At 66.3% G+C, this 20,950-nt stretch carries 21 protein-coding genes; 8 read left to right on the top strand and 13 right to left on the bottom strand.

Annotation, left to right across the window (positions count from 1 at the left end; all coding sequences use genetic code 11):
- Nucleotides 1-199 precede the first annotated feature (199 nt).
- The 5 genes from ACFYTS_RS10695 to ACFYTS_RS10675 form a co-directional block, all read right to left on the bottom strand.
- The gene (locus ACFYTS_RS10695) at nucleotides 200-838 is read right to left on the bottom strand and encodes a hypothetical protein (protein WP_357283243.1); all 639 of its coding nucleotides are present in this window, start codon (nucleotides 836-838) and stop codon (nucleotides 200-202) included.
- Nucleotides 839-937: 99 nt separating this feature from the next.
- Entirely contained in the window at nucleotides 938-1,120 is a 183-nt protein-coding gene (locus ACFYTS_RS10690) for a hypothetical protein (protein ID WP_357283245.1), read from the bottom strand.
- Nucleotides 1,121-1,842: 722 nt separating this feature from the next.
- A complete protein-coding gene (locus ACFYTS_RS10685; protein WP_357283247.1) occupies nucleotides 1,843-2,250 on the bottom strand; it encodes an SgcJ/EcaC family oxidoreductase in 408 nt (135 codons plus the stop codon).
- A gap of 382 nt (nucleotides 2,251-2,632) precedes the next feature.
- A complete protein-coding gene (ychF, locus tag ACFYTS_RS10680) occupies nucleotides 2,633-3,712 on the bottom strand; it encodes a redox-regulated ATPase YchF (protein ID WP_387302808.1) in 1,080 nt (359 codons plus the stop codon).
- 66 nt (nucleotides 3,713-3,778) lie between these two features.
- A complete protein-coding gene (locus tag ACFYTS_RS10675; protein WP_387302806.1) occupies nucleotides 3,779-4,408 on the bottom strand; it encodes a TIGR03086 family metal-binding protein in 630 nt (209 codons plus the stop codon).
- 101 nt (nucleotides 4,409-4,509) lie between these two features.
- On the opposite strand from ACFYTS_RS10675, the gene ACFYTS_RS10670 reads away from it, so the two are divergent.
- Entirely contained in the window at nucleotides 4,510-5,457 is a 948-nt protein-coding gene (locus ACFYTS_RS10670) for a helix-turn-helix transcriptional regulator (RefSeq protein WP_387302804.1), read from the top strand.
- Nucleotides 5,458-5,460: 3 nt separating this feature from the next.
- Here the strand turns inward: ACFYTS_RS10670 and ACFYTS_RS10665 are convergent, their stop codons facing one another.
- Together ACFYTS_RS10665 and ACFYTS_RS10660 are read right to left on the bottom strand one after the other, a co-directional pair.
- A complete protein-coding gene (locus ACFYTS_RS10665; protein ID WP_387302801.1) occupies nucleotides 5,461-6,255 on the bottom strand; it encodes a family 43 glycosylhydrolase in 795 nt (264 codons plus the stop codon).
- A 186-nt stretch (nucleotides 6,256-6,441) separates the two neighbouring features.
- Nucleotides 6,442-7,755, bottom strand: coding sequence for an MFS transporter (locus ACFYTS_RS10660; RefSeq protein ID WP_387302798.1), 1,314 nt, complete (start codon nucleotides 7,753-7,755; stop codon nucleotides 6,442-6,444).
- Nucleotides 7,756-7,957: 202 nt separating this feature from the next.
- Between ACFYTS_RS10660 and ACFYTS_RS10655 the strand changes: the two genes are divergently transcribed.
- From ACFYTS_RS10655 to ACFYTS_RS10645, 3 genes are all read left to right on the top strand, one after another.
- Nucleotides 7,958-8,452, top strand: coding sequence for an HIT domain-containing protein (locus ACFYTS_RS10655; protein ID WP_357280038.1), 495 nt, complete (start codon nucleotides 7,958-7,960; stop codon nucleotides 8,450-8,452).
- A 197-nt stretch (nucleotides 8,453-8,649) separates the two neighbouring features.
- Nucleotides 8,650-10,095: a DUF1254 domain-containing protein gene (locus ACFYTS_RS10650; protein WP_387302795.1), complete on the top strand. Its 1,446-nt coding sequence runs from the start codon at nucleotides 8,650-8,652 to the stop codon at nucleotides 10,093-10,095.
- 71 nt (nucleotides 10,096-10,166) lie between these two features.
- A complete protein-coding gene (locus ACFYTS_RS10645) occupies nucleotides 10,167-10,634 on the top strand; it encodes a hypothetical protein (RefSeq protein WP_387302792.1) in 468 nt (155 codons plus the stop codon).
- Nucleotides 10,635-10,721: 87 nt separating this feature from the next.
- Here ACFYTS_RS10645 and ACFYTS_RS10640 read toward each other — a convergent pair whose 3' ends face one another.
- On the bottom strand, nucleotides 10,722-11,477 hold the full coding sequence (locus ACFYTS_RS10640) for an ATP-grasp domain-containing protein (RefSeq protein ID WP_387302790.1): 756 nt from the start codon (nucleotides 11,475-11,477) through the stop codon (nucleotides 10,722-10,724).
- An 83-nt stretch (nucleotides 11,478-11,560) separates the two neighbouring features.
- Here ACFYTS_RS10640 and ACFYTS_RS10635 point away from each other — a divergent pair, with 83 nt between their 5' ends.
- On the top strand, nucleotides 11,561-12,232 hold the full coding sequence (locus ACFYTS_RS10635) for a DUF6304 family protein (protein WP_387302787.1): 672 nt from the start codon (nucleotides 11,561-11,563) through the stop codon (nucleotides 12,230-12,232).
- Nucleotides 12,233-12,369: 137 nt separating this feature from the next.
- Here ACFYTS_RS10635 and ACFYTS_RS10630 read toward each other — a convergent pair whose 3' ends face one another.
- From ACFYTS_RS10630 to ACFYTS_RS10610, 5 genes are all read right to left on the bottom strand, one after another.
- Complete coding sequence (locus tag ACFYTS_RS10630) at nucleotides 12,370-12,786, bottom strand: PIN domain nuclease (RefSeq protein WP_387302785.1); 417 nt, start codon at nucleotides 12,784-12,786, stop codon at nucleotides 12,370-12,372.
- A complete protein-coding gene (locus ACFYTS_RS10625; protein WP_357280055.1) occupies nucleotides 12,783-13,001 on the bottom strand; it encodes a type II toxin-antitoxin system VapB family antitoxin in 219 nt (72 codons plus the stop codon). The genes ACFYTS_RS10630 and ACFYTS_RS10625 overlap by 4 nt, the downstream gene beginning before the upstream one ends.
- A gap of 99 nt (nucleotides 13,002-13,100) precedes the next feature.
- The gene (locus ACFYTS_RS10620) at nucleotides 13,101-13,925 is read right to left on the bottom strand and encodes a carbohydrate ABC transporter permease (RefSeq protein WP_387302781.1); all 825 of its coding nucleotides are present in this window, start codon (nucleotides 13,923-13,925) and stop codon (nucleotides 13,101-13,103) included.
- Entirely contained in the window at nucleotides 13,922-14,818 is an 897-nt protein-coding gene (locus tag ACFYTS_RS10615; protein ID WP_387302778.1) for a carbohydrate ABC transporter permease, read from the bottom strand. The genes ACFYTS_RS10620 and ACFYTS_RS10615 overlap by 4 nt, the downstream gene beginning before the upstream one ends.
- Nucleotides 14,815-16,170 (bottom strand): ABC transporter substrate-binding protein, encoded by a 1,356-nt coding sequence (locus ACFYTS_RS10610; RefSeq protein ID WP_387302776.1) that lies wholly within the window; start codon nucleotides 16,168-16,170, stop codon nucleotides 14,815-14,817. Before ACFYTS_RS10610 ends, ACFYTS_RS10615 begins: the two co-directional genes overlap by 4 nt.
- A gap of 359 nt (nucleotides 16,171-16,529) precedes the next feature.
- Here ACFYTS_RS10610 and ACFYTS_RS10605 point away from each other — a divergent pair, with 359 nt between their 5' ends.
- From ACFYTS_RS10605 to ACFYTS_RS10595, 3 genes are all read left to right on the top strand, one after another.
- Nucleotides 16,530-18,845 carry a carbon starvation CstA family protein gene (locus tag ACFYTS_RS10605; RefSeq protein WP_387302773.1) on the top strand — a complete coding sequence of 772 codons (2,316 nt, stop codon included), beginning with the start codon at nucleotides 16,530-16,532 and terminating at the stop codon, nucleotides 18,843-18,845.
- Nucleotides 18,846-18,852: 7 nt separating this feature from the next.
- On the top strand, nucleotides 18,853-19,092 hold the full coding sequence (locus ACFYTS_RS10600) for a YbdD/YjiX family protein (protein ID WP_357280065.1): 240 nt from the start codon (nucleotides 18,853-18,855) through the stop codon (nucleotides 19,090-19,092).
- Between the two features lie 187 nt (nucleotides 19,093-19,279).
- Complete coding sequence (locus ACFYTS_RS10595; protein ID WP_387302770.1) at nucleotides 19,280-20,926, top strand: DNA-3-methyladenine glycosylase 2 family protein; 1,647 nt, start codon at nucleotides 19,280-19,282, stop codon at nucleotides 20,924-20,926.
- Nucleotides 20,927-20,950 lie beyond the last annotated feature (24 nt).

Here is a 20,950-nt window from a genome sequence, read left to right as displayed (position 1 = left end):
CCGGCCACGCCGATCGCGCCCGCCCGTCGGACAGTTCGGGTGAAGCCGCCGCGACATCCGTCGAAAGCAGCACCGGGGAACATGTGGTCGGCGGTCGAACCGCTTCGCGCGCAGAGTGATCGAGCCCCGCCCGGTGATCCGGACGGGGCTCGATCGTGCCCGGCCGTCTGCCGTGGCCGGTTCGGAGGCGAGTCCTGCGCTACTTGCTGGACCCGAAGCCGCCGAGCAGCGCGCCGAGGCCGGCGAGAACGCCGTCCGCGCTGCCGGTGTTGGCCGTGCCGCCCGGGGTCTTGGAAATGGTGATCGAGGGCCCCTTGGTGTCGAAGGTGTGGTAGCCGAGGCTCGACAGGTAGTTGAAGCCGGTGTCGAGCGCACCGTTCTGCTTCGTGCAGTCGGCGCCGACCTTGTACTGGGCGCTGAACGTGGGCGATTGGGCGCCACCGTGCTTCACGACCATCTTGTAGCTGGTGGCGGTGAAATCAGCCGAGATGACCTCGTCGTCGACCATGAGGTTGATGTTCTCGACCGCGTGGTCACCGCTGTTGTCGGTCATCTTCGCCGATTTCGCGACGTAGGTCAGGCACTGCGGGTGGTAGTCCGCGACATAGTCGATCGTCTCGTCGGCGGAGCCCTTCTGCTCGAACTTGGTGCTGATGGTGATCGTCTCGCCGACCGTCGGGGTCGTGTTGCTCACCGTCCGGGTGTAGTGGCTCGTGCCGTCGTCCCAGGTGATCGTCGCGGGGGCCGCACCGGCCGCGCCGGAACCCAGCAGCGTGCCCGCGCCGAGGGCGATGGTGGCGGCCGCACCGACGGCGATGCGGGTGGTTGCGTGCGTCATGCTGATGTCCTTTGTCGTTGAATGGATGACATGCCGACCCCTGCGGCGAGGTCGCCAGGAACCGCATTCCGGGCAGAAACCGAAGCAGAACAAGGAATTTCAGGCCTTCGGCCCCATCGCGGCAGCTAGGTCCGCGGGTAGCGCGGGCGTCGGCGGGGCGGGTTCGGCCTGTCCGAGGATCGCGCAGGGCGCGGCCAGGAGGAAGGCCGCGGTGCCGATCATCGCGGCACGCCGAATATGGGTACTACGCATGGAGGTCTTTCGGATGAGGTATTCCGGCATGGCAAGGGCGTCAGGGCCGAGCCGGGTGTCATGACCTGCCCGGCTACCACCGCCGCCGCCCACCGAAAACAATGGGATTATCCGGGCTCGGGGGCGCACGCATATGGGGATTCGTTCATATCGGGAAATGCTTCGACCCACGAAAAGCGCAATTGTGTCTTTATAGTTGCCGCGACCTATGCCTACAGCTCATAGGGTGGTTCCGGCTCGGGGGAGTGTCGAACCGGAACCGTCCCTCGGCTGCGGTCAGTTCGGCTTGTGCGTACCAGCCGAGCCGCTGCTCATCAGCTTCTTCAGCTCCGCGAGGATGGCGTCCAGTCCAAAGTTGCCCAGGGAACCCATTTCTCGTCTCCTTCTATCGGGTGTTCTTTGTGAGCGAGCTATGCTCACGCCGGAGACGTTAGTCAGGACCGGATTTCAAGAGAAATCACATTTTCGGATCCACTCACAACCGTCAATTGTTGTTCTTTGCGAGTAAAACCCGCTGCTCGGGCGGCAGGTTATTGACAATAAAACCTGATGGATAGTTCGGAAAATGTTGTTTCAGCTTCTTTTCGGAGCTCCCTAGCATTCATACCGCCAAGCAGTACGAAGCCGATGAGTTGTCGAGGCGAGCGAGAGTGCCTCGCCGGCGAAACCGCCACGTGCACAGACTGATCGAGCCCCGCCCGGTGATCCGGGCGAGGCTCAGTCCTGTGGTTCTCCGTGGCGGGCGGGGTCGGTCAGTGGTCGGCGACCGGGGTGTTCTGGCAGAAAGTGAGCAGCCAGCGGCCGTCCTCCTTGGTCATGCCGTACAGCGGCGAGCCCTGGGCCTGGAGTTCGTCGGCATGGTTGAAGTACTGCTGGCGGACCTTGACCGCGGCCACGTCGGGGCGGATGAAGCGGATGAAGAACGGCTCGTAGGTGGCGTAGCCGTCCTTGGTGGCGCCGGGGAGTACGGCGCGGGTGAACTCGGAGATCTCGGTGAGGCCGTTGAGAAATTTGCCGCCGCCGGTGGTCCAGATGGCGTCGGGGTGGAACAGGGCGAGGAAGGCGTCGGCGTCCTCGGCGCGCTGCGCCTCGGCCACCGCGGCCACGACGGCGTGGATGGCGGTGATGTCTTCGGTCCGATCGAGTTCCGTGGTTGTCATGTGGCAATCTTCGAACCCCAACCCCGCTCGAGGTCAATGACCGAGATCGGTGGGTTCGGTTACAGTGTGGGGCGATGACTACCGGGACTGGCTTGCGCCGCACACGGATTGGTTACCCGGTGCCCCGCTGAGCGCCGCGCGGGCTCCGCCCTCGTCGTGTTGATCACAGAACATCAACCCACACCCGAGAACACCTCGATGCAGTCGCTGCCGAACTCAACTCCCGCCCACGCAAAACGCTCGGCTGGGAAACCCCAGCCGAGCGTCTGGCTAAGCTCCTGACCGAAGCCAGTTGACCAACACCGTGTTGCAACGACCCCCGGAATCCGCCGAACACCGGGCGGGGCTCAATCAGTCTGTGCGCGTGGCGATTCGACCGAGACTAGACGTTGAAGCGGAATTCGACGACGTCGCCGTCGACCATCACATATTCCTTGCCTTCCATCCGCACCTTGCCCGCGGACTTGGCGGCGGACATGGAGCCGGCGGCGACGAGGTCGTCGAAGGCGACGATTTCGGCCTTGATGAAGCCGCGTTCGAAGTCGGTGTGGATGACGCCGGCGGCCTTGGGGGCGGTGTCGCCCTGGTGGATTGTCCAGGCGCGGGCTTCCTTGGGGCCTGCCGTGAGGTAGGTCTGGAGGCCGAGGGTGTGGAAGCCGGCGCGGGCCAGGGCGTGCAGGCCGGGTTCGGTCTGGCCGATGGACTCGAGGAGTTCGAGGGCGGATTCCTCGTCGAGTTCGAGGAGTTCGGCTTCGACCTTGGCGTCGAGGAAGACGGCGTCGGCGGGGGCGACGGCGGCCTTCAGTTCTTCCTTCTTGGCCTCGTCGGTGAGGATCGACTCGTCGGCGTTGAAGACGTAGAGGAACGGCTTGATGGTGAGCAGCGACAGTTCCTTGAGCAGGTCGGTGTCGATCTGCGCGCGGGCGGCGAACAGCGTCTTGCCGCCGTTGAGGATCTCCTGCGCCTGCTTGGCGGCGTCGGCGACCGGCTTGCGGTCCTTCTTGACCTTGGCTTCCTTCTCGAGCCGGACCACGGCCTTCTCGAGGGTCTGCAGGTCGGCGAGGATGAGCTCGGTCTCGATGACCTCGATGTCGGACAGCGGGTCGACCTTGCCGTCGACGTGGATCACGTCGTCATCGGCGAACACGCGCACCACCTGGCAGATGGCGTCGGCCTCACGGATGTTGGCGAGGAATTTGTTGCCCAGCCCCGCGCCTTCGGACGCGCCCTTCACGATGCCCGCGATGTCGACGAACGACACCACGGCGGGCACCAGCCGCTCGGAGGAGAAGATCTCGGCCAGCTTGCCCAACCGCGGGTCCGGCAGCGGCACCACACCGACATTCGGCTCGATCGTGGCGAACGGGTAGTTCGCGGCCAGCACGTCATTGCGCGTCAGGGCGTTGAACAGCGTCGACTTTCCGACGTTGGGCAGGCCGACGATTCCGAGGGTGAGACTCACGAGAGTGGGAGTCTACCCGTCGCCCCGGACCGGGCGGTCACCCCAGGTCCGGGGCTGCCACGCCGTTCAGGCCCGCGGGGTGCGGCCGAGGTAGGCGAGCAGTTCGGCGACGACGGGGGTGTCGGTCGCGGGGGCGTCGGTGACGACGGGGGCGAAGACGCCGTAGTCGCGCAGCGGCTCGATGAGGCCGCGGGAGGCGGTGAGCAGGTGGGCGGCCAGCTCGTCGGTGAGGGGCGAGGGCTGGCCGGTGCCGATGGCGATGTCCCAGGCGTGGACGGCGGCGTCGAGGGCGCACATGACGGCGGCGACCGGGGTGGGGAGTTCGCCGTGCGGGAGCGGAGTGGGGACGGTCTCGGTGTCGTCGGTGACGGTGGCCCAGGCAATGGCGGTGGGTTCGATTGCGGCAAAGACCAGTTCGACGGCGCCGCTGTCGATGCTGCCGGACGGCTCGAAGGGGTTGTAGGCGGGGCCGTCGCCGATGCCGAGGAACTTGGCGTAGGCCAGCTGGTCGCCCGCGGCGTGCTGGACCACCTGGGTGACCGTCCAGTCGGAGCAGGGGGTGGGGTTGTCCCACTGGTCCGGCCCGACTCCGGCGACGACGTCGGCGAGCGCCCGGTGGGAGGCGGCGAGCACATCGCGCCAGACCGGGGCGAGGGTGGCGGCGGGCGAGTTGTCGGTCTGCGGGTTCGCGTTCATTGTTCTTGCCTCTCAGGTCGTTTCGATCCGTTGAGACAAAGGTATGACCCGATTAGGCTAGATTTCTTCCTAATACTTACAGCCGAGCGAAAGGAATCGGTGTGACCTCCCCCACAACCCGTTTGCTCCGCCTGTTGACACTCCTTCAGGAAGGCACCCATACCGGCCGTGACCTGGCCGAACGCCTGGATGTCACCGACCGCACACTGCGTCAGGACATCGCTCGGCTGCGCGATCTCGGGTACCCCGTGCACGCCGCCCGCGGGCCGGTCGGCGGGTACCGGCTCGGGCAGGGGGCCACCATGCCGCCGCTGCTGCTCGATGACGACGAGGCCGTCGCGGTGGCCGTCGCCATGAATGTGGCGGCCGACGGCAGCACCGGAATCACCGATATCCAGGCCAATCTCGAACGCGCCCAATCGAAGCTGGACCGTATCCTCCCGAAACGGCTGCAACGGAAGGTCACCGCCCTGCGCACGGTGACCGATATCGGCCCGGCCGTCACCGGCTCCCGGGAGCCGGACGCTCCCGTGCCCGCCGAAACCCTCGCCACCCTGGCGACCGCCATCCGCGGCGCCACCACCCTCCACGCCGATGGTGTGGAGTTGGAGCCCTACCGGCTGATCAGCTGGCAGCGCCGCTGGTATCTGGTCGCCTACAGCCTCGCCACGCATGCCTGGCAGGCGCTGCCCGTGGCGTCGATGTCCGAGATCCGGCCCGGTGCACGCCATTTCGCCGCACGAGCGCTACCCGACGCCGATCTCGTCGCCTTCGTGCTGCGTGAAATAGCCTCCACCGGTTGGCAAGTCCACGCCCGGGTCACGGTGCTGGAGCCCGCCGAGACCGTCATCGCCCGAATCAACCCGACGGTCGGCGTGGTGGAGCCGCTCGACGACTCCTCCTGCCTGCTGTTGACCGGGGCCGACCGCCTGGAGACGATCGCCATCTACCTCAGCATGCTGATGATGGACTTCCGCGTCGCCGAGCCGCCGGAACTCGTCGCGCATCTGCGCACCCTCGCCCGCCGCTACGCGGCCGCCACGGAGTGAGGGTTACCGCGCGATCGTCTGCTCGGACAGCACCGTGAAATGACGGACCGTTCCCGACAGTTCCGGTAGCTCGACGGGTGCCGTCCAGGTGCGGAATCCGTCGACACTGTCACTGTAGAAGTACTTTCCTTCGGTGTACGCGTCGAAGTAGATCCGATGGCCGCCGCTCGGCGGCGCGACCACGCACTGTCCTTCCCGGGGCGCACCCCATCCGGCCCAGTCGCCGAGGCCGATGAACCGGTACGGCCCGAGCGGATGCGGGGCGACCGCGAGCTCGATGAACTTGGTGGATTCGTTCTTGGCGAAGGCGTAGTAGCTCCCGTTGTTCGCCACGATGGTGGTGTCGATGAAGCCGAGGTGACCGGGCCGCTGCGGTCCGATGCCGATCAGCGGAATCGGCGGGCTCCAGATCGGTCGAGCCGGGTCGGTCGCGATCACCAGGTAGGGGGTGAACCCGTGACCCTGCGAGATGGAGACGAGTACACCGACGAAGCCGGGCATGTGGGTGAACCACTTCGGCGCCCAGGCGGCTTCGGCTTTCGGAACCGGGACCGGATAGTCGGAGACATGGGTCCAGTTGATCCGGTCGGTACTGCGCGCGAATCCGATCGTATGGCCGTCCCCGGCCGTGGTGTAGGTGATGTAGTACGACCCGTCGGTATGTCTCAGCAGACTGGGGTCTCGAACCAGCCCGGCCGGGGGCCGATAGGCATTCGCACCGAGCAGCTCGAAGTTGGTCGCGTCCTCGGATTCATAGACATACAGCTCGGAGTCACTGCCGTTGGTGAACGCGGTCATCGTGTACCGGGTCCCCGCGGCTGCCCGCGCTACCGCCGGCCGCGCCCCGGCCCCGGCTCCTAGCGAGAACAAGGCGATCGAAGCCAGTACGGATCGACGATTCCAGCGGATCATGTCCATCCACCGGATTATTCAAGGCCCGATTGCCGACACGTAGCCGCCGCGCCGCGAAATTCGCGATCGCGGTCACCTTTCCAGAGCGGGTACGAACTCGGTTTCGGGAATCTCGGTGCCGTGCAGCGAGGTTCCGGCGGTTTCGCGGAGGAACACGCAGGCGACCAGTCCGATGAGTGAAGCCGCGACCATATAGCCCGCCGGGAACAGCGACCAACCGGTGTGTTCGATAACGGCCTCGTTCACCAGCGGCGCGGTACCGCCGAACAGAGCCGTGGACACGTTGTAGCCCAAGGCGAATCCGGCGTACCGGACGTGAGTCGGGAAGATCGCCGGGAAAGTGGAGCTGATCGTCGACAGCTGCGGCACATACAGCAGTCCGAGCACCACGAATCCGGTGACAGCCCAGACGGTTCCGCGCCCCATCAGCCAATACATGGGTATGGCGGCGACCGCGAGCCCCACCAGCGAGACCAGCCACATCGGACGCCGGCCGACCCGATCCGACAGCCGGCCGAAGAACGGCAGCGACACCATCATCACCAGCTGGCCGATCAACATCATGGCGGTCGTGGTGGATTCACCGAGGCCGATCGTCCGCTGCAGGTAGGTGGGCTGGTACGTGAGCAGCGTGTAGTTCACTACGTTGAGCGCCACGACCAGGCCGATCAAGGTGAGTAGTTCACGCCGGTAGGTGGTGAGCACCGCGCGCAGCCCGCCCAGCGGGGTCTCCTCCTCGGACAGCTCGGTGAACACCGGCGACTCGTCCAGCCTGCCGCGCAGGTACCAGCCGGTCAGGCCCAGCGGCACGGCCAGCAGGAAGGGAATGCGCCAGCCGCCCGCGTACATGGCGTCCGAGCCGAGGGCCAGCTGACAGGCCAGCACGACCGCCGAACCGCCGACGAAACCCGCGAGGGTGCCGAATTCGAGGAAGCTGCCCAGGAATCCGCGGCGGCGATCCTCCGCGCATTCGGCAAGATATGTTGCGGCGCCGCCGTATTCGCCGCCCGTGGAGAAGCCCTGCACTATGCGCAACAGAATCAGGAGTATAGGCGCGAACACCCCGGCCACGGCATGAGTCGGCAGCAGACCGATGGCCCCGGTAGCCGCCGACATGATCAGGATCGTGGTCGCCAGCACGGCTTTCCGCCCGATCCGATCGCCCAGCGGCCCCCACACCATGCCGCCCAACGGCCGCAGCAGGAACGAGACCGCGAACCCCAGCATGGTCCCGAGCGTCCCCAGTGATCCCGGGAAGAAGGCGGAGGTGAGATACCCGGCCGTGGCCGCATAGACCCCGTAGTCGAACCACTCGGTGGCATTGCCCATGGCGCTCGCGGCAACCGACCTCCGCAACGGAAGCCCGGCGTTGCTCGATTCCGTCATCTCTCGCATGTAACAAACCGATACCCACGCTAACTGTCCACAAACCGCGACGGCCGCGAACGCCCCACCCCCGCCCTACGCCACCAGTGCCTAAACCCGAACGTGATCGTTCCCATACGACGGTCGATTTCGTCAACCGCGAGCACCGATTCCGCCCACGGGGGATGATCCGATGACGATCCGAATGTGCCTCGGAGGGGACATGAGCGACGGAATCGGCGGCGAGCCTATCGATTACCGCACGGACTCGATCGGCGCGGCCCGCCAGGGCACCAACCCGACCGTCCTCACCCGTATGCAAACCGGCTGGGCGGTCATCGGTTCCACCCAGCACCTCCCCGGCTATTGCCTCCTCCTCCATGACGGCACCGCCGACCAGTTGACCGACCTCCCCCGCCCTGACCGTCTGGACTTCATGCGCGACCTGATCATCCTCGGCGAGGCGGTCGAACAAGCCTGTCGTGCAGCTGATCCCGCGTTCTGGCGAATCAATTACGAAGTCCTCGGCAATAGTTGGCCGCACCTGCACGGCCATGTTCACGCCCGCTATCGCTGGGAACCGGACCGATTCCGCACCGGCCCGGTTCACCTCTACGGTTCGGCGCGCAACGCTCCCGAGCATCTCCTCGGACCGCAGCACGATGCCCTCCGTGACGCGATCACGGCCGCACTCGTATCGATGCTCGGCCGGGATTGATCGCCGCTATCAGTTGCCACAGGTTCGCCGTAACACTCATCGGTGGACACACTCGGGGCTGTATACACCCACGCGGGCAGGTCAGTCCCCTGGCCTGACCCGATCTCATGCCCTTCAATTAACGAGCACTATCATTGCTAAAAATTAGCTGAATTCACCGATGTGCGGGGTCCTGCACTCAACCGATGGAGGATGCGTTGCCCAGACGATCGAAGTTCCGTCCCACTCGCACGACCCTCGCCCTGCTCGCGACCGTGGCGGTAGCCGCGACCGCGGCGGCCTGCTCGTCGGACTCCTCGTCCTCGAAGTCCACGTCGTCGACCGCCGCCGACAGCGACGAGGCCGCGGTGAACGCGTACGTCTACACCTACCCGCTGGTGACCATGGAACTGACTCGGCGGCAGCAGACCAATGTCCCGGCCCCGGATCCCGCCAAGGGCGTCGCCCCGATGAATCAGCTGGCGCCCTTGAACTTCCTGCCGGACGCGAATTTCAAGAATGTCGTCCGCCCGAACGTCGACACCCTCTACACGTCGATGCTCTTCGATGTCGCCAAGGAACCACTCGTGGTCACCGTGCCCGCCATGGGCGATCGCTACCACCTGTTCCCGATTCTCGACATGTGGACCAATGTGGACCACTCCGCGGGTCCGCGCACCATCGACGACGCGGGCAAGGGCTACCAGTTCGCCATCGTCGGCCCGAACTGGAAGGGCGACCTCCCCGCGGGCGTCCACGAGTACAGGCTGCCGACCGACGGCGGCTGGATGCTCGGCCGGATCCAGATCGACGGCGCCGACGACATCCCGAACGTGACCGCCATCCAGGACAAGATGACCGTGGTCCCGCTCAGCTCCTACAACCAGCCCTACTCCCCACCGCAGAACGCCGACCTGCACCCCGAGTGGCCGTCGAATCAGCCCGTCGCCGAGTACATCCACAAACTGACCCCGCAGCAGTACTGGGACCTGTACTACGAGAGCCTGTCCCACACCCAAGCGCGCCCTGACGACAAGGACGCGCTGCGCCAATTCTCCGACATCGACTGGAGCCCGAACCAGAAACTGGACCTGTCCACATTGCCGAGCGCCGACCGCACCCGCTGGGAGCAGGCGTATCCGACGGCCCTCGGCAAGATCGAAACCGACATCCAGAACAAGCCGGTCAATGGCTGGAAGACCGCGCGCACCGATATCGGCAACTACGGCACCGACTTCAGCGCCCGCGCCATCGTCGCCTACGCCGGCCTGGGCGCGAACCTCCCCCAGGACGCCCTCTACCCGGGAACCCACGTCGACGACAAGAACATCCAACTCAACGCCGACCACAACTACGTCCTGCACTTCCCCGCCGACAAGATCCCCCCGGTCCACGGCTTCTGGTCCCTCACCCTGTACGACGGCAAAGGCTTCTTCGTCCCCAACCCCATCAACCGCTACGCCCTCCGCGGCGAACGCCTCCCCAAGAACCCCGACGGCTCGGTAGACATCTACATCCAGCGCGAAACCCCGGGCCCCGCCAAAGAATCCAACTGGCTCCCCGCCCCCGCCACCGGCGACTTCAACCTGATGCTGCGAACCTACTGGCCCGACCAGAAGATCATCGACGGCACCTGGAACCCACCCGCCGTCACCACCAACTGACGAGCCGGCCGGACCGGCCACAATGACCTGATAATTCCGGCCTGGGTAATACGTACAGGGCGGTCCGCGACATGATCGACCACGCGGATACGGATTCGTTGTCGATGCCGCACCGATGGCTGGATGAACCTATCTCGAACACGGTCTGGCTTTTGCGCCAGGAACTTCGCGCGGATCTCAGGATCGCGGACTCGACAACGAATCTGGAAGCCGAGGTTTCGGCGCTGTCCGCCGCGAGAGTGGCGCAGTTCGGCATCTGGGAGATCCGCCCCTCGGTCACGCCCCCGCTGCGCGCGCTGTTGTTACATCATCCCCATGGAGCGCCGAATCTCGGCAAGCCGATGGCCGATCATCCGCGAGTAGCTCTTCTTTCCCGGCGGCAACGGCTTCCTCACCGCCCGCCCGTTCGACGAACTCCCCGCGGATGTCCTTCCACCGCGAGTACCCGCTCATCGGTTCCCCTCCATTACTTTCCGCCCCGCCGGATCGAGTGGCTCTCCCGCTGCTTCTGCCAGTGGCACGGCACCCGCGAAGTATAGGAATAACTATCCCAACCAGGGCTGTTTCAGGCGACTTCCGACAACTGGTACCGGTTGCACAGGTCGGCCGTCGCCAGGGACCGAGTCTCAAGCCCTCATGTAGATGAGAAGTTCGCTCCATCGGCGCATGATCAAGTCGGTGTAGAGGTCGGCGGTGATGTCGTACGCGCCCAGGGCGTAGCCGTCATTGGCTTCGACCAGCGCGGTTCGGCCGTCGGCCAGGACGCCGAAGTCGATGCCGTATGCGCTGGGCGCGGTGCCCGAACGGTGGTAGGCGGTGACGGCGGCTTGCACGACGGTCAGGTCGAGGGAGATGGCTGGGTCGCCGGCGTAGTGATCGATGGAGACGACTCGTTGATCGGTGACGTAGGCCCGGTATTCGGCGACCCAGTCGACCAGCTCGGAGCACCAAACCCGTTGGCGGCGGCTGATGTTGCCGAATGCGGCGATATCTCGCTCCGAGTAGCAGACCGCGCCGGTGAAGCTCTTGCGCCGGTCGGCGGGCTTGACGAAGGTGGCCGGGATGGAGCCGCTGTCGAAGGCACGCTCGACTTCTCCCAGAGTCGCGGTCCACACCTTCCGCCGGAGAAACTCGGTCAGAACGGCGGGATAGTCGTCGGGCTCGGGTACCGGGACTCCCAGTTGGCGCATGGCTCCGTGCATCGCGTCCATGTCGCCCGCGATGAACACGTCCGGGCCCAACGCCAACTGCCGACGATGGATCCGCTTGATCGTGTAGTACCGCACCGGAATCCCGCGCCGCGTCAACCCTTGCTCCAGCAGCGTCTCCTCGTGCCGCATCGGCCCCTTGCCGGAGTACTGGAGGAACGCGGTGGCGAACATCCGCCAATCCTGCCCTACCGGACCGCCCGGATTCGTGTTCGAAAGCGAGCGGCATCCAGACCTACAGCAGGACAATTGATTTCGTGGAGGATCGAATGCGGGCGTGGTCGTTTCCTGGCAGTTACGAGGATGGGCGGGGGCGGGTGGCGATCAAGTGGCGGATCGAACCGTTTGCGGTGGCGGGGTGGGCGGGAGGGTACGAGATTTCGACGGTGGTTCGGGGGATACCGCTCAGCGGGGGTGATTTGGATTGCATCGAGCCGGATCCGCCGGACCCCCGGGCGCGGACGGTGCTGTCGCTCGATGATCGGTTCGACGCACTCACACGATGCAGGCTCACCGGCGAGTTGCCGTGCACTGTCGCGGTCTCGGGGGTTCGGCGAGCGGAGGTCGTCCGGTTCACGTTGGATCTCACGCCCGATACACAGCGCGACACGCTGCTTCTCAGCTTGGCATTGAACGGCGCAACGTACGAAACCGATTGCCACGCTTTTGAAACCGGGCTACGGGAACTGATCACGGCGTTGCCGGAGGGCACATCGCTGGTGTGCTGCTACACCTGCCTGTATGCCGATTACCCTCCGGTGAGCGGCCCGATCATGGGTATGCGTTGTTACCGCGAGGCCAAGGAGCAGTATCTGGCGGTCAGAGCCGAGCCTGACATCTGGAATGTCCCGGCGACCGAGACGGTGCCCGAAACCTATCTATGTTCGCAGTACCGAGTCCGCATCCCCGGCACCGGTTACCGCGGATAGCGCTGGGACGATTTGTGGGGCGGGCATGGAGGCGGGGATCAAACCCGTGACGTCCCCACAGCCTGGATGACCTCTACCAACTGAGTTACTCCATGCTCAGGTTCCTGGTATCGATGTCGTCTATCCAATATCGTCGGCTAACGAGGAGGGTCGGCGACAAAGACAACCGGCTGGCCGGTGATGCGCGCGATGGTGGCGAAATCATGGTCGTCACAGAGGATTGTGAGCCGGTGATGTTCCGCGGTGGCGGCGATGAGTAGGTCGACGGGCCCGGCCGACCGATGCGTTCCCTGCTCGGTCATCAGCTGTTGAACGGCTTCCGCGCGTTCGTAGACCCGGTCCGGCATCGCAACCCACCCGAACAGGTCCCGCAGCAGTCGCCGCTTCTCCAGCCTGTCCGCCAATGACCTTGCCGAATAAAGGAATTCGAGTTCGACAGCAGGGCAGGTCGCGATGACTCCTGCCGTCAGCTGATCCATCCACGACTGACGAAGCTTGTCCTGCAGAATCCGAAAGAGGCCCGACGTGTCGATGAGATAGAGGGCTGGAGTCACTTGCGGTAGGCCGCCTTGTTGTCGAGGAATTCATCGAAGTCGCCGCGATCGGCCATCTCACCCAGCCGGGCAAGGGCACGAACGCGCACCAGCCGCTGTCCCACTTCCCGAAGCGCGGCATTGACCGTGTCCTTCTTGGTCTTGGTACCTAGCACCTCGGCGGCGATCGCCAGAGCTTCTTCGTCGATCTCGATGGGAGTCTTCGAGCCGGCCATTTCGCAACCTCCAGATGTCCAGGAACTCCTAGTCGGATATCCAAGGCTACCAACTGCCGTGACCAGGCACAATGACGGATTCGAGCGCCCGGCGGTCGGCTAGCGGCCGCCGAGGCCGGAGAGGGCTATGCCTCGGACGAAGGCGCGTTGGGCGAGGGCGTAGACAAGGAGGAGGGGGAGGAGGATGACGGTGGCCGCTGCCATAAGGAGGGGCCAGTTGGTGGAGTATTGGCCTTGGAGGTGGACGAGGCCGAGGGTGGCGGTGGCGTAGTCGTTGCGTTGGATCATGATCAGGGGCCAGAGGAAGTCGTTCCAGACGGTGATCCAGGTGAGGACCGCGAGGACCATGACGGCGGGTTTGGTGTGTGGGAGGAGGACTCGCCAATAGGTCTGCCAGGGGGTGCAGCCGTCGAGGGTGGCGGCTTCTTCCAATTCCACTGGGAGGGTTCGGAAGAACTGGCGCATGAGGTAGGTGCCGAACGCGCTGCCGAAGAGGCCGGGGACGATCATGGACCAGGGGGTGTCCATCCAGCCGAAGGCGCGCATCAGCAGGAATTGCGGGATGACGGTGACGGTCAGCGGGACCATGAGGGTCGCCAGGTAGCCGAGGAAGAGGGCCTCGCGGCCGGGGAACTCCAGGCGGGCGAAGGCATAGCCGGCCAGGGAGCAGAAGAAGACTTGGCCGATGGTCACGCAAGCCGCGTAGATGACGGTGTTCAGGAGCATGTGGCCGAGGGGGATGGAAGCGAAAGCTTCGCGGTAGTTGGACCATTGGGGGTGGGACGGCAGCGGGGCGGCGTCGGTCAGTTCACCGTCGGATTTCAGGGAGGCCGAGATGGACCAGAGAATCGGGGTGAGGGCGCACCAGGCCACGGCGATCAAGGCCAGGTAGGTGAGGACGGCGGAGATCAGGCGACGGTTCATCGGTCCACCTCGGCGCGACGGGACAGCCACTGCTGGATGAGGGTGAAGGCCAGCAGGATCGCGAAGATCACCCAGGCCAGGGCCGACGCGTAGCCGACTTCGTAGAAGCGGAAGGCGTTCTGGAACAGCATGATTCCCAGGACATAGGTACCGGTTTCGGGGCCGCCGTTGCTGCCGGTGAGGGCGTACGCCTGGTCGAAGGCCTGGACGGAGTTGATGACCGTGATGACGAGGACGAAGGACAGAGCGCCTCGGATCAGCGGAATCGTGATGGAGACGAACCGGCGGAAGCCGCGGGCGCCGTCGATCCTCGCTGCCTCGTAGAGGTTTTCGGGTACGCCCTGCATGGCGGCCAGCAGAATCACCGTCGCGAAGGGCACCGACTTCCACACCGTGACCAGGCTCAAGGACACCATGGCCCAGTGCGGGTCGGTCAACCACGGGATCGGGCCCACGCCGATCCAGCCCAGCAGGATATTGGCGAGACCGTCATCACTGGCGAAGATGAAGCGGAAGACCACCGCCATCGCCACGGTCGACGCCACCAACGGCAGGAACGCGATGGTGCGGAAGACCCCGATGGCCCGCAACTTCCGGTTCAGCAGCGCGGCGACGGCAAGGCTGATCACCACCGTCGGCACCAGGGTCAGCACCGTGAACACCGCCGTATTCCGCAGCGCGATATAGAACAGCGGATCCTCGGAGAACAACCGCCGGTAATTCGTCGCCCCCACGAACCGCGGCGGACTGAACAGATCCCACGAGTGAAAACTCAGATACAGCGAGAACCCCAGCGGGAACAGCATGAACACGAGGATCGCGGCCACATTCGGCGCCACGAACAACGTCCCGGCCCGAGCCCGCCGCCGATCCAGCTCCGATCCCCGTCTCATACCGCCGCCCGCAACAACTGGTCGATATCGGAAGACGTCTGCCCACCCAGCGATTCCGCGGACGCCGCACCCCGCAACACTCGATTGCAGCCCCGCTCGAGCAGCGCTTCCACCTTGCCCCACAAGGGCGTCACCGCCAGCGGACGAGAATTCTCCGGTCCCTCGGTGAAGACCTCCAGATTCCGCACCCCCGGATGCGCCGCCGCGAATCCGGCCGACCGCATGGCCGACCGCAATACCGGCACGAACAGCCCCGATTCGGCGATGATGGCCTGCCCTTCCGGCCCGGTCGCGAACTTCACGAACTCCCACGCCTGTTCCCGCCGCGGACTGCTCGCGGCGATGGCCAGCCCGGTGCTGCCGATGTCGGTGATCGCCCCCGGTCCCCCGTGCGGCCCGACCGGCAGCACCGTCACGTCGAAGTCCAGCCCGTCCCGGTCGGCGAACTCCGAGTACAGCCAGTGCCCGCCCATGAGCATGGCGGCCTTCCCGCTGCGGAACAGGTCCTGCGCCGAAACGGACTGCCGGTCGCCGACACTGGGCGCGACTCGATGCCGCACCGCGAGGTCGGCGTAGAACTGGAGCCCGGCCGCGAACCGCGGGTCCCCCAGATTCGTGTGGTCGGGTCGCACCGGCGGGCTGAACCATTCGGTGCCGTTGTTCATCCCGAAGCAGGCCGCCGAGAAGTACGACACCCACGCGTCCACGAAACCCCATTGGCGAGTGCGCCCGTCGGCGTCCCGGTGGGTGAGGGTCCGCGCGGCGGCCAGGAACTCGTCGAAGGTCCAGGCCGCGGACCAGCGCACCGGCGGCTGGATCCCGGCCTCGGCGAACAGCTTCCGGTTGTAGTAGAGGAACACCCCGGACCATTGCTCCGGCAGCGCGTACTGCCCGCCGCCCCACACGAATGTGTCACGTAGCGTGGCGTATCCGTCCGCCCGCAGCCGCGCCGCGTAATCCGGTTCCCGATCCAGGAATTCACGCAGGTCGGCCAGCACCCCGCGATCGGCGAGCCCCGCGTACAGCAGCTCCCACGCCATCAGCACGTCCGGGCATTTGCCGCCCGCGCAGTAGGTGAGCATCTGCTGCAACGGATCCGGTCCGGACATGATGGTGCGGATCCGGATGTCGGGTCGCCGCCGCTGGAATTCGTCGATGATCCGCTGCCGCGCCCGCGCCTCCTCGGGCCGCGCCTGAAAGAAGAAGGTGACCGCGTCGTCGTCCCCGCCCGCGCAGCCGCCGGCGGCGAGCAGCGCACCGGCCGCGGCCGAGCGCAGCAGGGTCCGCCGGTCGAAACCGCCGCGCGCACCGCCGATCTCCCGTACACCGGCCGGGCGGGGGTGCTGCGGCATCGCGTCTCCTCGGGTCGCGGACGATCGCGGCGGGGGTCATGACTCGGGTGACGGGGCGGCCGGAAGGATATATCCGTGAACTAAACGAACTAATGCCACCACCGTGACGTGGATCTCGAACCAGCATGGCAGCATACGGGGAGCTACCCGCGACACGTCGAAAACACGCGAACTCGCGGGCATCGCACCGGATCGCAACACCCCCGCCGACCCCGGTACAGCGTCCCCCGGGCCAACCGAACCCGGCGGTACGAGATGCAGGTGAACGGCTGGTCAAAGCCGGTTCAGACGCATGTCGGTTGGGCTACGTTGTGACCATTTGAATCAGTGACCGTTGTACCGCACGGGAGAGTTGGCGCATGGCGACCATCGAGTACCTCCGGACGGATCCCGACCTACCACCGGTGGGCGTCGTGGACCGGACACCCATGACAGCAGCGAAGAAGGGCATCTTCCTCGCCATCGCCGTCGTCGGCGCGATCGCCTGGGCCATCCTCGCGTTCGTGCGCGGCGAGAACGTGAACGCGGTGTGGATCGTCATCGCGGCCCTGTGCACGTACGTGCTCGCCTACCAGTTCTACGCGCGGCTCATCGAATACAAGATCACCAAGCCGCGTGACGATATCGCCACTCCCGCCGAGGAGATGGAGAACGGCAAGGACTACATGCCGATGGACCGGCGGGTCCTGTTCGGCCACCACTTCGCCGCCATCGCCGGCGCGGGCCCGCTGGTCGGCCCGGTGCTCGCCGCCCAGATGGGCTACCTGCCCGGCACCATCTGGATCATCGTCGGCGTGGTGCTCGCCGGCGCGGTGCAGGACTACCTGGTCCTGTGGGCGTCGGTGAAGCGCCGCGGCCGCTCGCTGGGCCAGATGGCGCGCGACGAACTCGGTGTGGTCGGCGGCGTGGCGGCCATCGTCGCCGTGCTCGTCATCATGATGATCCTGCTCGCCGTGCTCGGCATCGTCGTCGTGAATGCCCTTGCGGCGACCGAGAACAAGACCACCCACGTCCTCGAGGGCGGCAGCCCATGGGGTGTGTTCTCCATCGCCATGACCATCCCGATCGCCCTGTTCATGGGCTTGTACCTGCGCTACCTGCGTCCCGGCAAGGTCGGCGAGGTGTCGATCATCGGTTTCGCGGCGCTGATGCTGGCCATCATCTCCGGCAACTGGGTCGCCGGATCCGGTTGGGGCCGTGACCTGTTCACGCTGTCGGGCACCACCATCTCCTGGATGCTGATCATCTACGGCTTCGTCGCGTCGGTGCTGCCGGTGTGGATGCTGCTCGCCCCGCGCGACTACCTGTCGACCTTCATGAAGATCGGCACCATCGGCCTGCTCGCCCTCGGTGTGCTCGCCACCATGCCGGTGCTGAAGGCCCCCGCGGTCTCCCAGTTCGCGAGCAACTCCAACGGACCGTCCTTCGCGGGCAGCCTGTTCCCGTTCCTGTTCATCACCATCGCGTGCGGCGCGCTGTCGGGCTTCCACTCGCTGGTGTCCTCGGGCACCACGCCCAAACTGCTGGAGAAGCAGTCGCAGGCGCGGATGATCGGCTACGGCGGCATGCTCATGGAGTCGTTCGTCGCGGTCATGGCCATCATCGCCGCGTCGATCCTGGACCAGCACCTGTACTTCGCGATCAACACCCCCAACATGACCTCCGCGCAGGCGGCGGCCGACAGCGTCAACAAGCTCGGCCTCAGCGGCAACCCGATCGACGCGCAGTACCTGAACGACGTGGCGGCGGGCACGGGCGAGTCCCGCGTCTACTCCCGCACCGGTGGCGCGCCCACCCTCGCCATCGGCATGACCGAGATCATGCACAAGTTCATCGGCGGCAACAGTCTCAAGGCGTTCTGGTACCACTTCGCCATCATGTTCGAGGCGCTGTTCATCCTCACCACCATCGACGCGGGCACCCGTGTCGCGCGGTTCATGCTCTCGGACTCGCTGGGCAACCTGGGCGGCGTCGCCAAGAAATTCCGCGACCCGTCGTGGTGGCCGGGCGTGTTCATCTGCTCCGGACTCGTGGTGGCCGCGTGGGGTTCGGTGCTGCTGATGGGCGTCACCGACCCGCTGGGCGGCATCAACACGCTGTACCCGCTGTTCGGCATCTCCAACCAGCTGCTCGCGGCCATCGCGCTGACGGTGGTGCTGGTGATCGTGGTGAAGAAGGGCCTGCTGAAATGGGCCTGGATTCCGGCGCTTCCGCTGGTCTGGGACCTGATCGTCACCATGACGGCCTCGTTCCAGAAGATCTTCTCGGGTGACCCGAAGATCGGCTACTGGACGCTGCACTACAACACCATCGACAAGCAGAACGCCTACATCGCGGCCCGTGACTCCGGCCAGCTGCCGAAGGGCATCAAGGATGTCGACGCGCTGAACGTGCAGATCAGCAATATGGACAAGATCATCCGCAATACCTTCATCCAGGGCACGCTGTCGATCGTGTTCGCGGTGATGGTGCTGATCGTGGCCCTGGTCGGCGTCTGGGTCTGTGTGAAGGCCATCCGCGCGGGCGGCAGCTCGACCACCGAGACCGAGGAAGTGCCCTCGAAGCTGTTCGGCCCCAAGGGGTTCATCGCCACCAAGGCGGAGCGGGAGGTCCAGCAGGAATGGGACGCCCTGATCGCCGAGGGCAAGGTCGTCGCACCCGGCGCGAGGCATTGACGCGCCGATGACCACCCCCGACGCCCCGTCCACCGCAGGTCCGCTGCGGCGGGCGGGGCTCGCCCTCGTCCGGGCCGTGAAAGCCGTTGCCTGGTGGTTCAACTCGATCCTCGGCGGCAACGACTACGCCCGCTACGTGCAGCATCAGCGCCTGCACCATCCTGGCTGCGAGATTCCCACCGAGCGGGACTACTGGCGCGACCGGCACGCCGCCGCGACCAGGAATCCAGCCAACCGCTGCTGCTGATCCGAATGCCACGGCGCCCGCTGATCCCGCGACGTTCGGGGTAACTCCCCGGGTACACCCGAAATCGGTTCGCTCCCGAACCGCTGGCACGGGTGCCCGACGGTCGGCGGCCCCAAGTCGCCCGCTGAATCGGGGAGGCGGGGCAGTGGTGTCCGATTTCCGCTAGCGCGGGTGAGCTCGGGCTGACATGGTGGTATGCGTGAGTGCGAACGACTTGGACTTCGAGCGTTGCTACCGCGCCGTGGCCACCCGGGACTCCCGGTTCGACGGACACTTCGTGACCGCGGTGCGCACCACCGGAATCTATTGCCGCCCTTCCTGTCCGGCAATCACCCCCAAACGGGCCAACGTCACCTTCCTGCCGACCGCGGCCGCCGCCCAGCAGGGCGGATTCCGGGCCTGCCGCCGCTGCCTGCCCGACGCCGCCCCCGGGTCACCACTGTGGAACACCCGCGCCGACCTGGCCTCCCGGGCCATGCGGCTGATCGGCGACGGCGTCATCGAACGCGGCGGCGTACCCGCCCTCGCCAACGCCCTCGGCTACTCGCAACGCCAGCTCACCCGGGTGCTCACCGGCGAACTCGGCGCGGGCCCACTGGCTTTGGCGCGCGCCCACCGCGCCCACACCGCGCGACTGCTCATCCAGACCACCCGGCTGCCCATGTCCGACATCGCGTTCGCGGCCGGATTCGCCAGCATCCGGCAGTTCAACGACACCGTGCGCGAGGTCTTCGCGGTCAGCCCCACCGCGCTGCGCGAGGAATCCCGGCGCCGCAACGGCGACACCCTGCCCGCCACCAACGGGCTGCTCACCCTGCGCCTGCCCTACCGCGAACCGCTGGACCGGTCGTGGCTGGAATGGTTCCTCGCGGCGCACGCGACGCCCGGGCTGGAGCTGTACGAGAACGGGGTGTACACGCGCAGCCTGCGAACGCCACACGGTCACACCACCATTCGGCTGTCGATTCAGCCCGGGCACGTGCGGGCGGCGCTGTCGTTGCAGGACATGCGGGACCTCGCGCCGACCGTGGCGCGCATCCGGCATTTCCTCGACCTCGACGCCGATCCGGTCGGTATCGACGAGGCGTTGACGGCGGGTATGGCGGGGATGCCGTTACGTCTGGGTCTACCCGGTGAGGCGCCGGGGGCGGATCCGACCGCGCAGCGGTCGAACAGCGCCTCGGCGGCGAGCAGTGCCGGGTCGCCCGCGAACGGTGTCGTGCCGCGTACGAACGGCGGTGTTCGGGCGAACGACATCGTGTTGCCCGCGGGCATCCGTGTGCCGGGCTGTCTGGACGGTCCGGAGCTGTTGCTGCGCACCATGATCGGGCAGCAGATCTCGGTGGCGGCCGCCAATACCCACACCGCGCGACTGGTGCAGCACCTGGGCGAGCCCATCGACGGGCCCATCCCGCACCTGTTCCCCACCGCCGAGGCCATCGCCGAACGCGGCTCCGAGGTGCTCACCGGGCCCGGGCGGCGGATCGACGCCATCGTCGGCGCGGCCAAGGCCCTCGCTTCCGGAGACCTGGTGCTGCACTCCGGCCGCACCGCCGCCGAACTGCGCCGCGACCTGCTGGCCCTCGACGGCGTCGGGCCGTGGACCGCCGACTACGTGACGATGCGCCTGCTCGCCGACCCTGACGTACTGCTGCCGTCCGATCTGGTGGTGCGGCGTGGGGCCGCCCTGCTCGGCGTGGATCTCACCTCGACGGCCCGCTGGTCGCCGTGGCGGTCCTACCTGACCATGCACCTGTGGAAGCACGCCCTGGCCAACCCCGAGCCACGGGCCTCCGCGAAAATCGAACCACTCGGCCGACGCGCCGCCCAGTGAGCACGCCGCCGACTCCCACCCGGA

It is taken from the genome of Nocardia sp. NPDC004151, from assembly GCF_042874235.1.
GTDB lineage: Bacteria > Actinomycetota > Actinomycetes > Mycobacteriales > Mycobacteriaceae > Nocardia.
The sequence above is the reverse complement of the archived record's forward strand: the minus strand, read 5'-3'. Positions and strand labels throughout refer to the sequence as shown.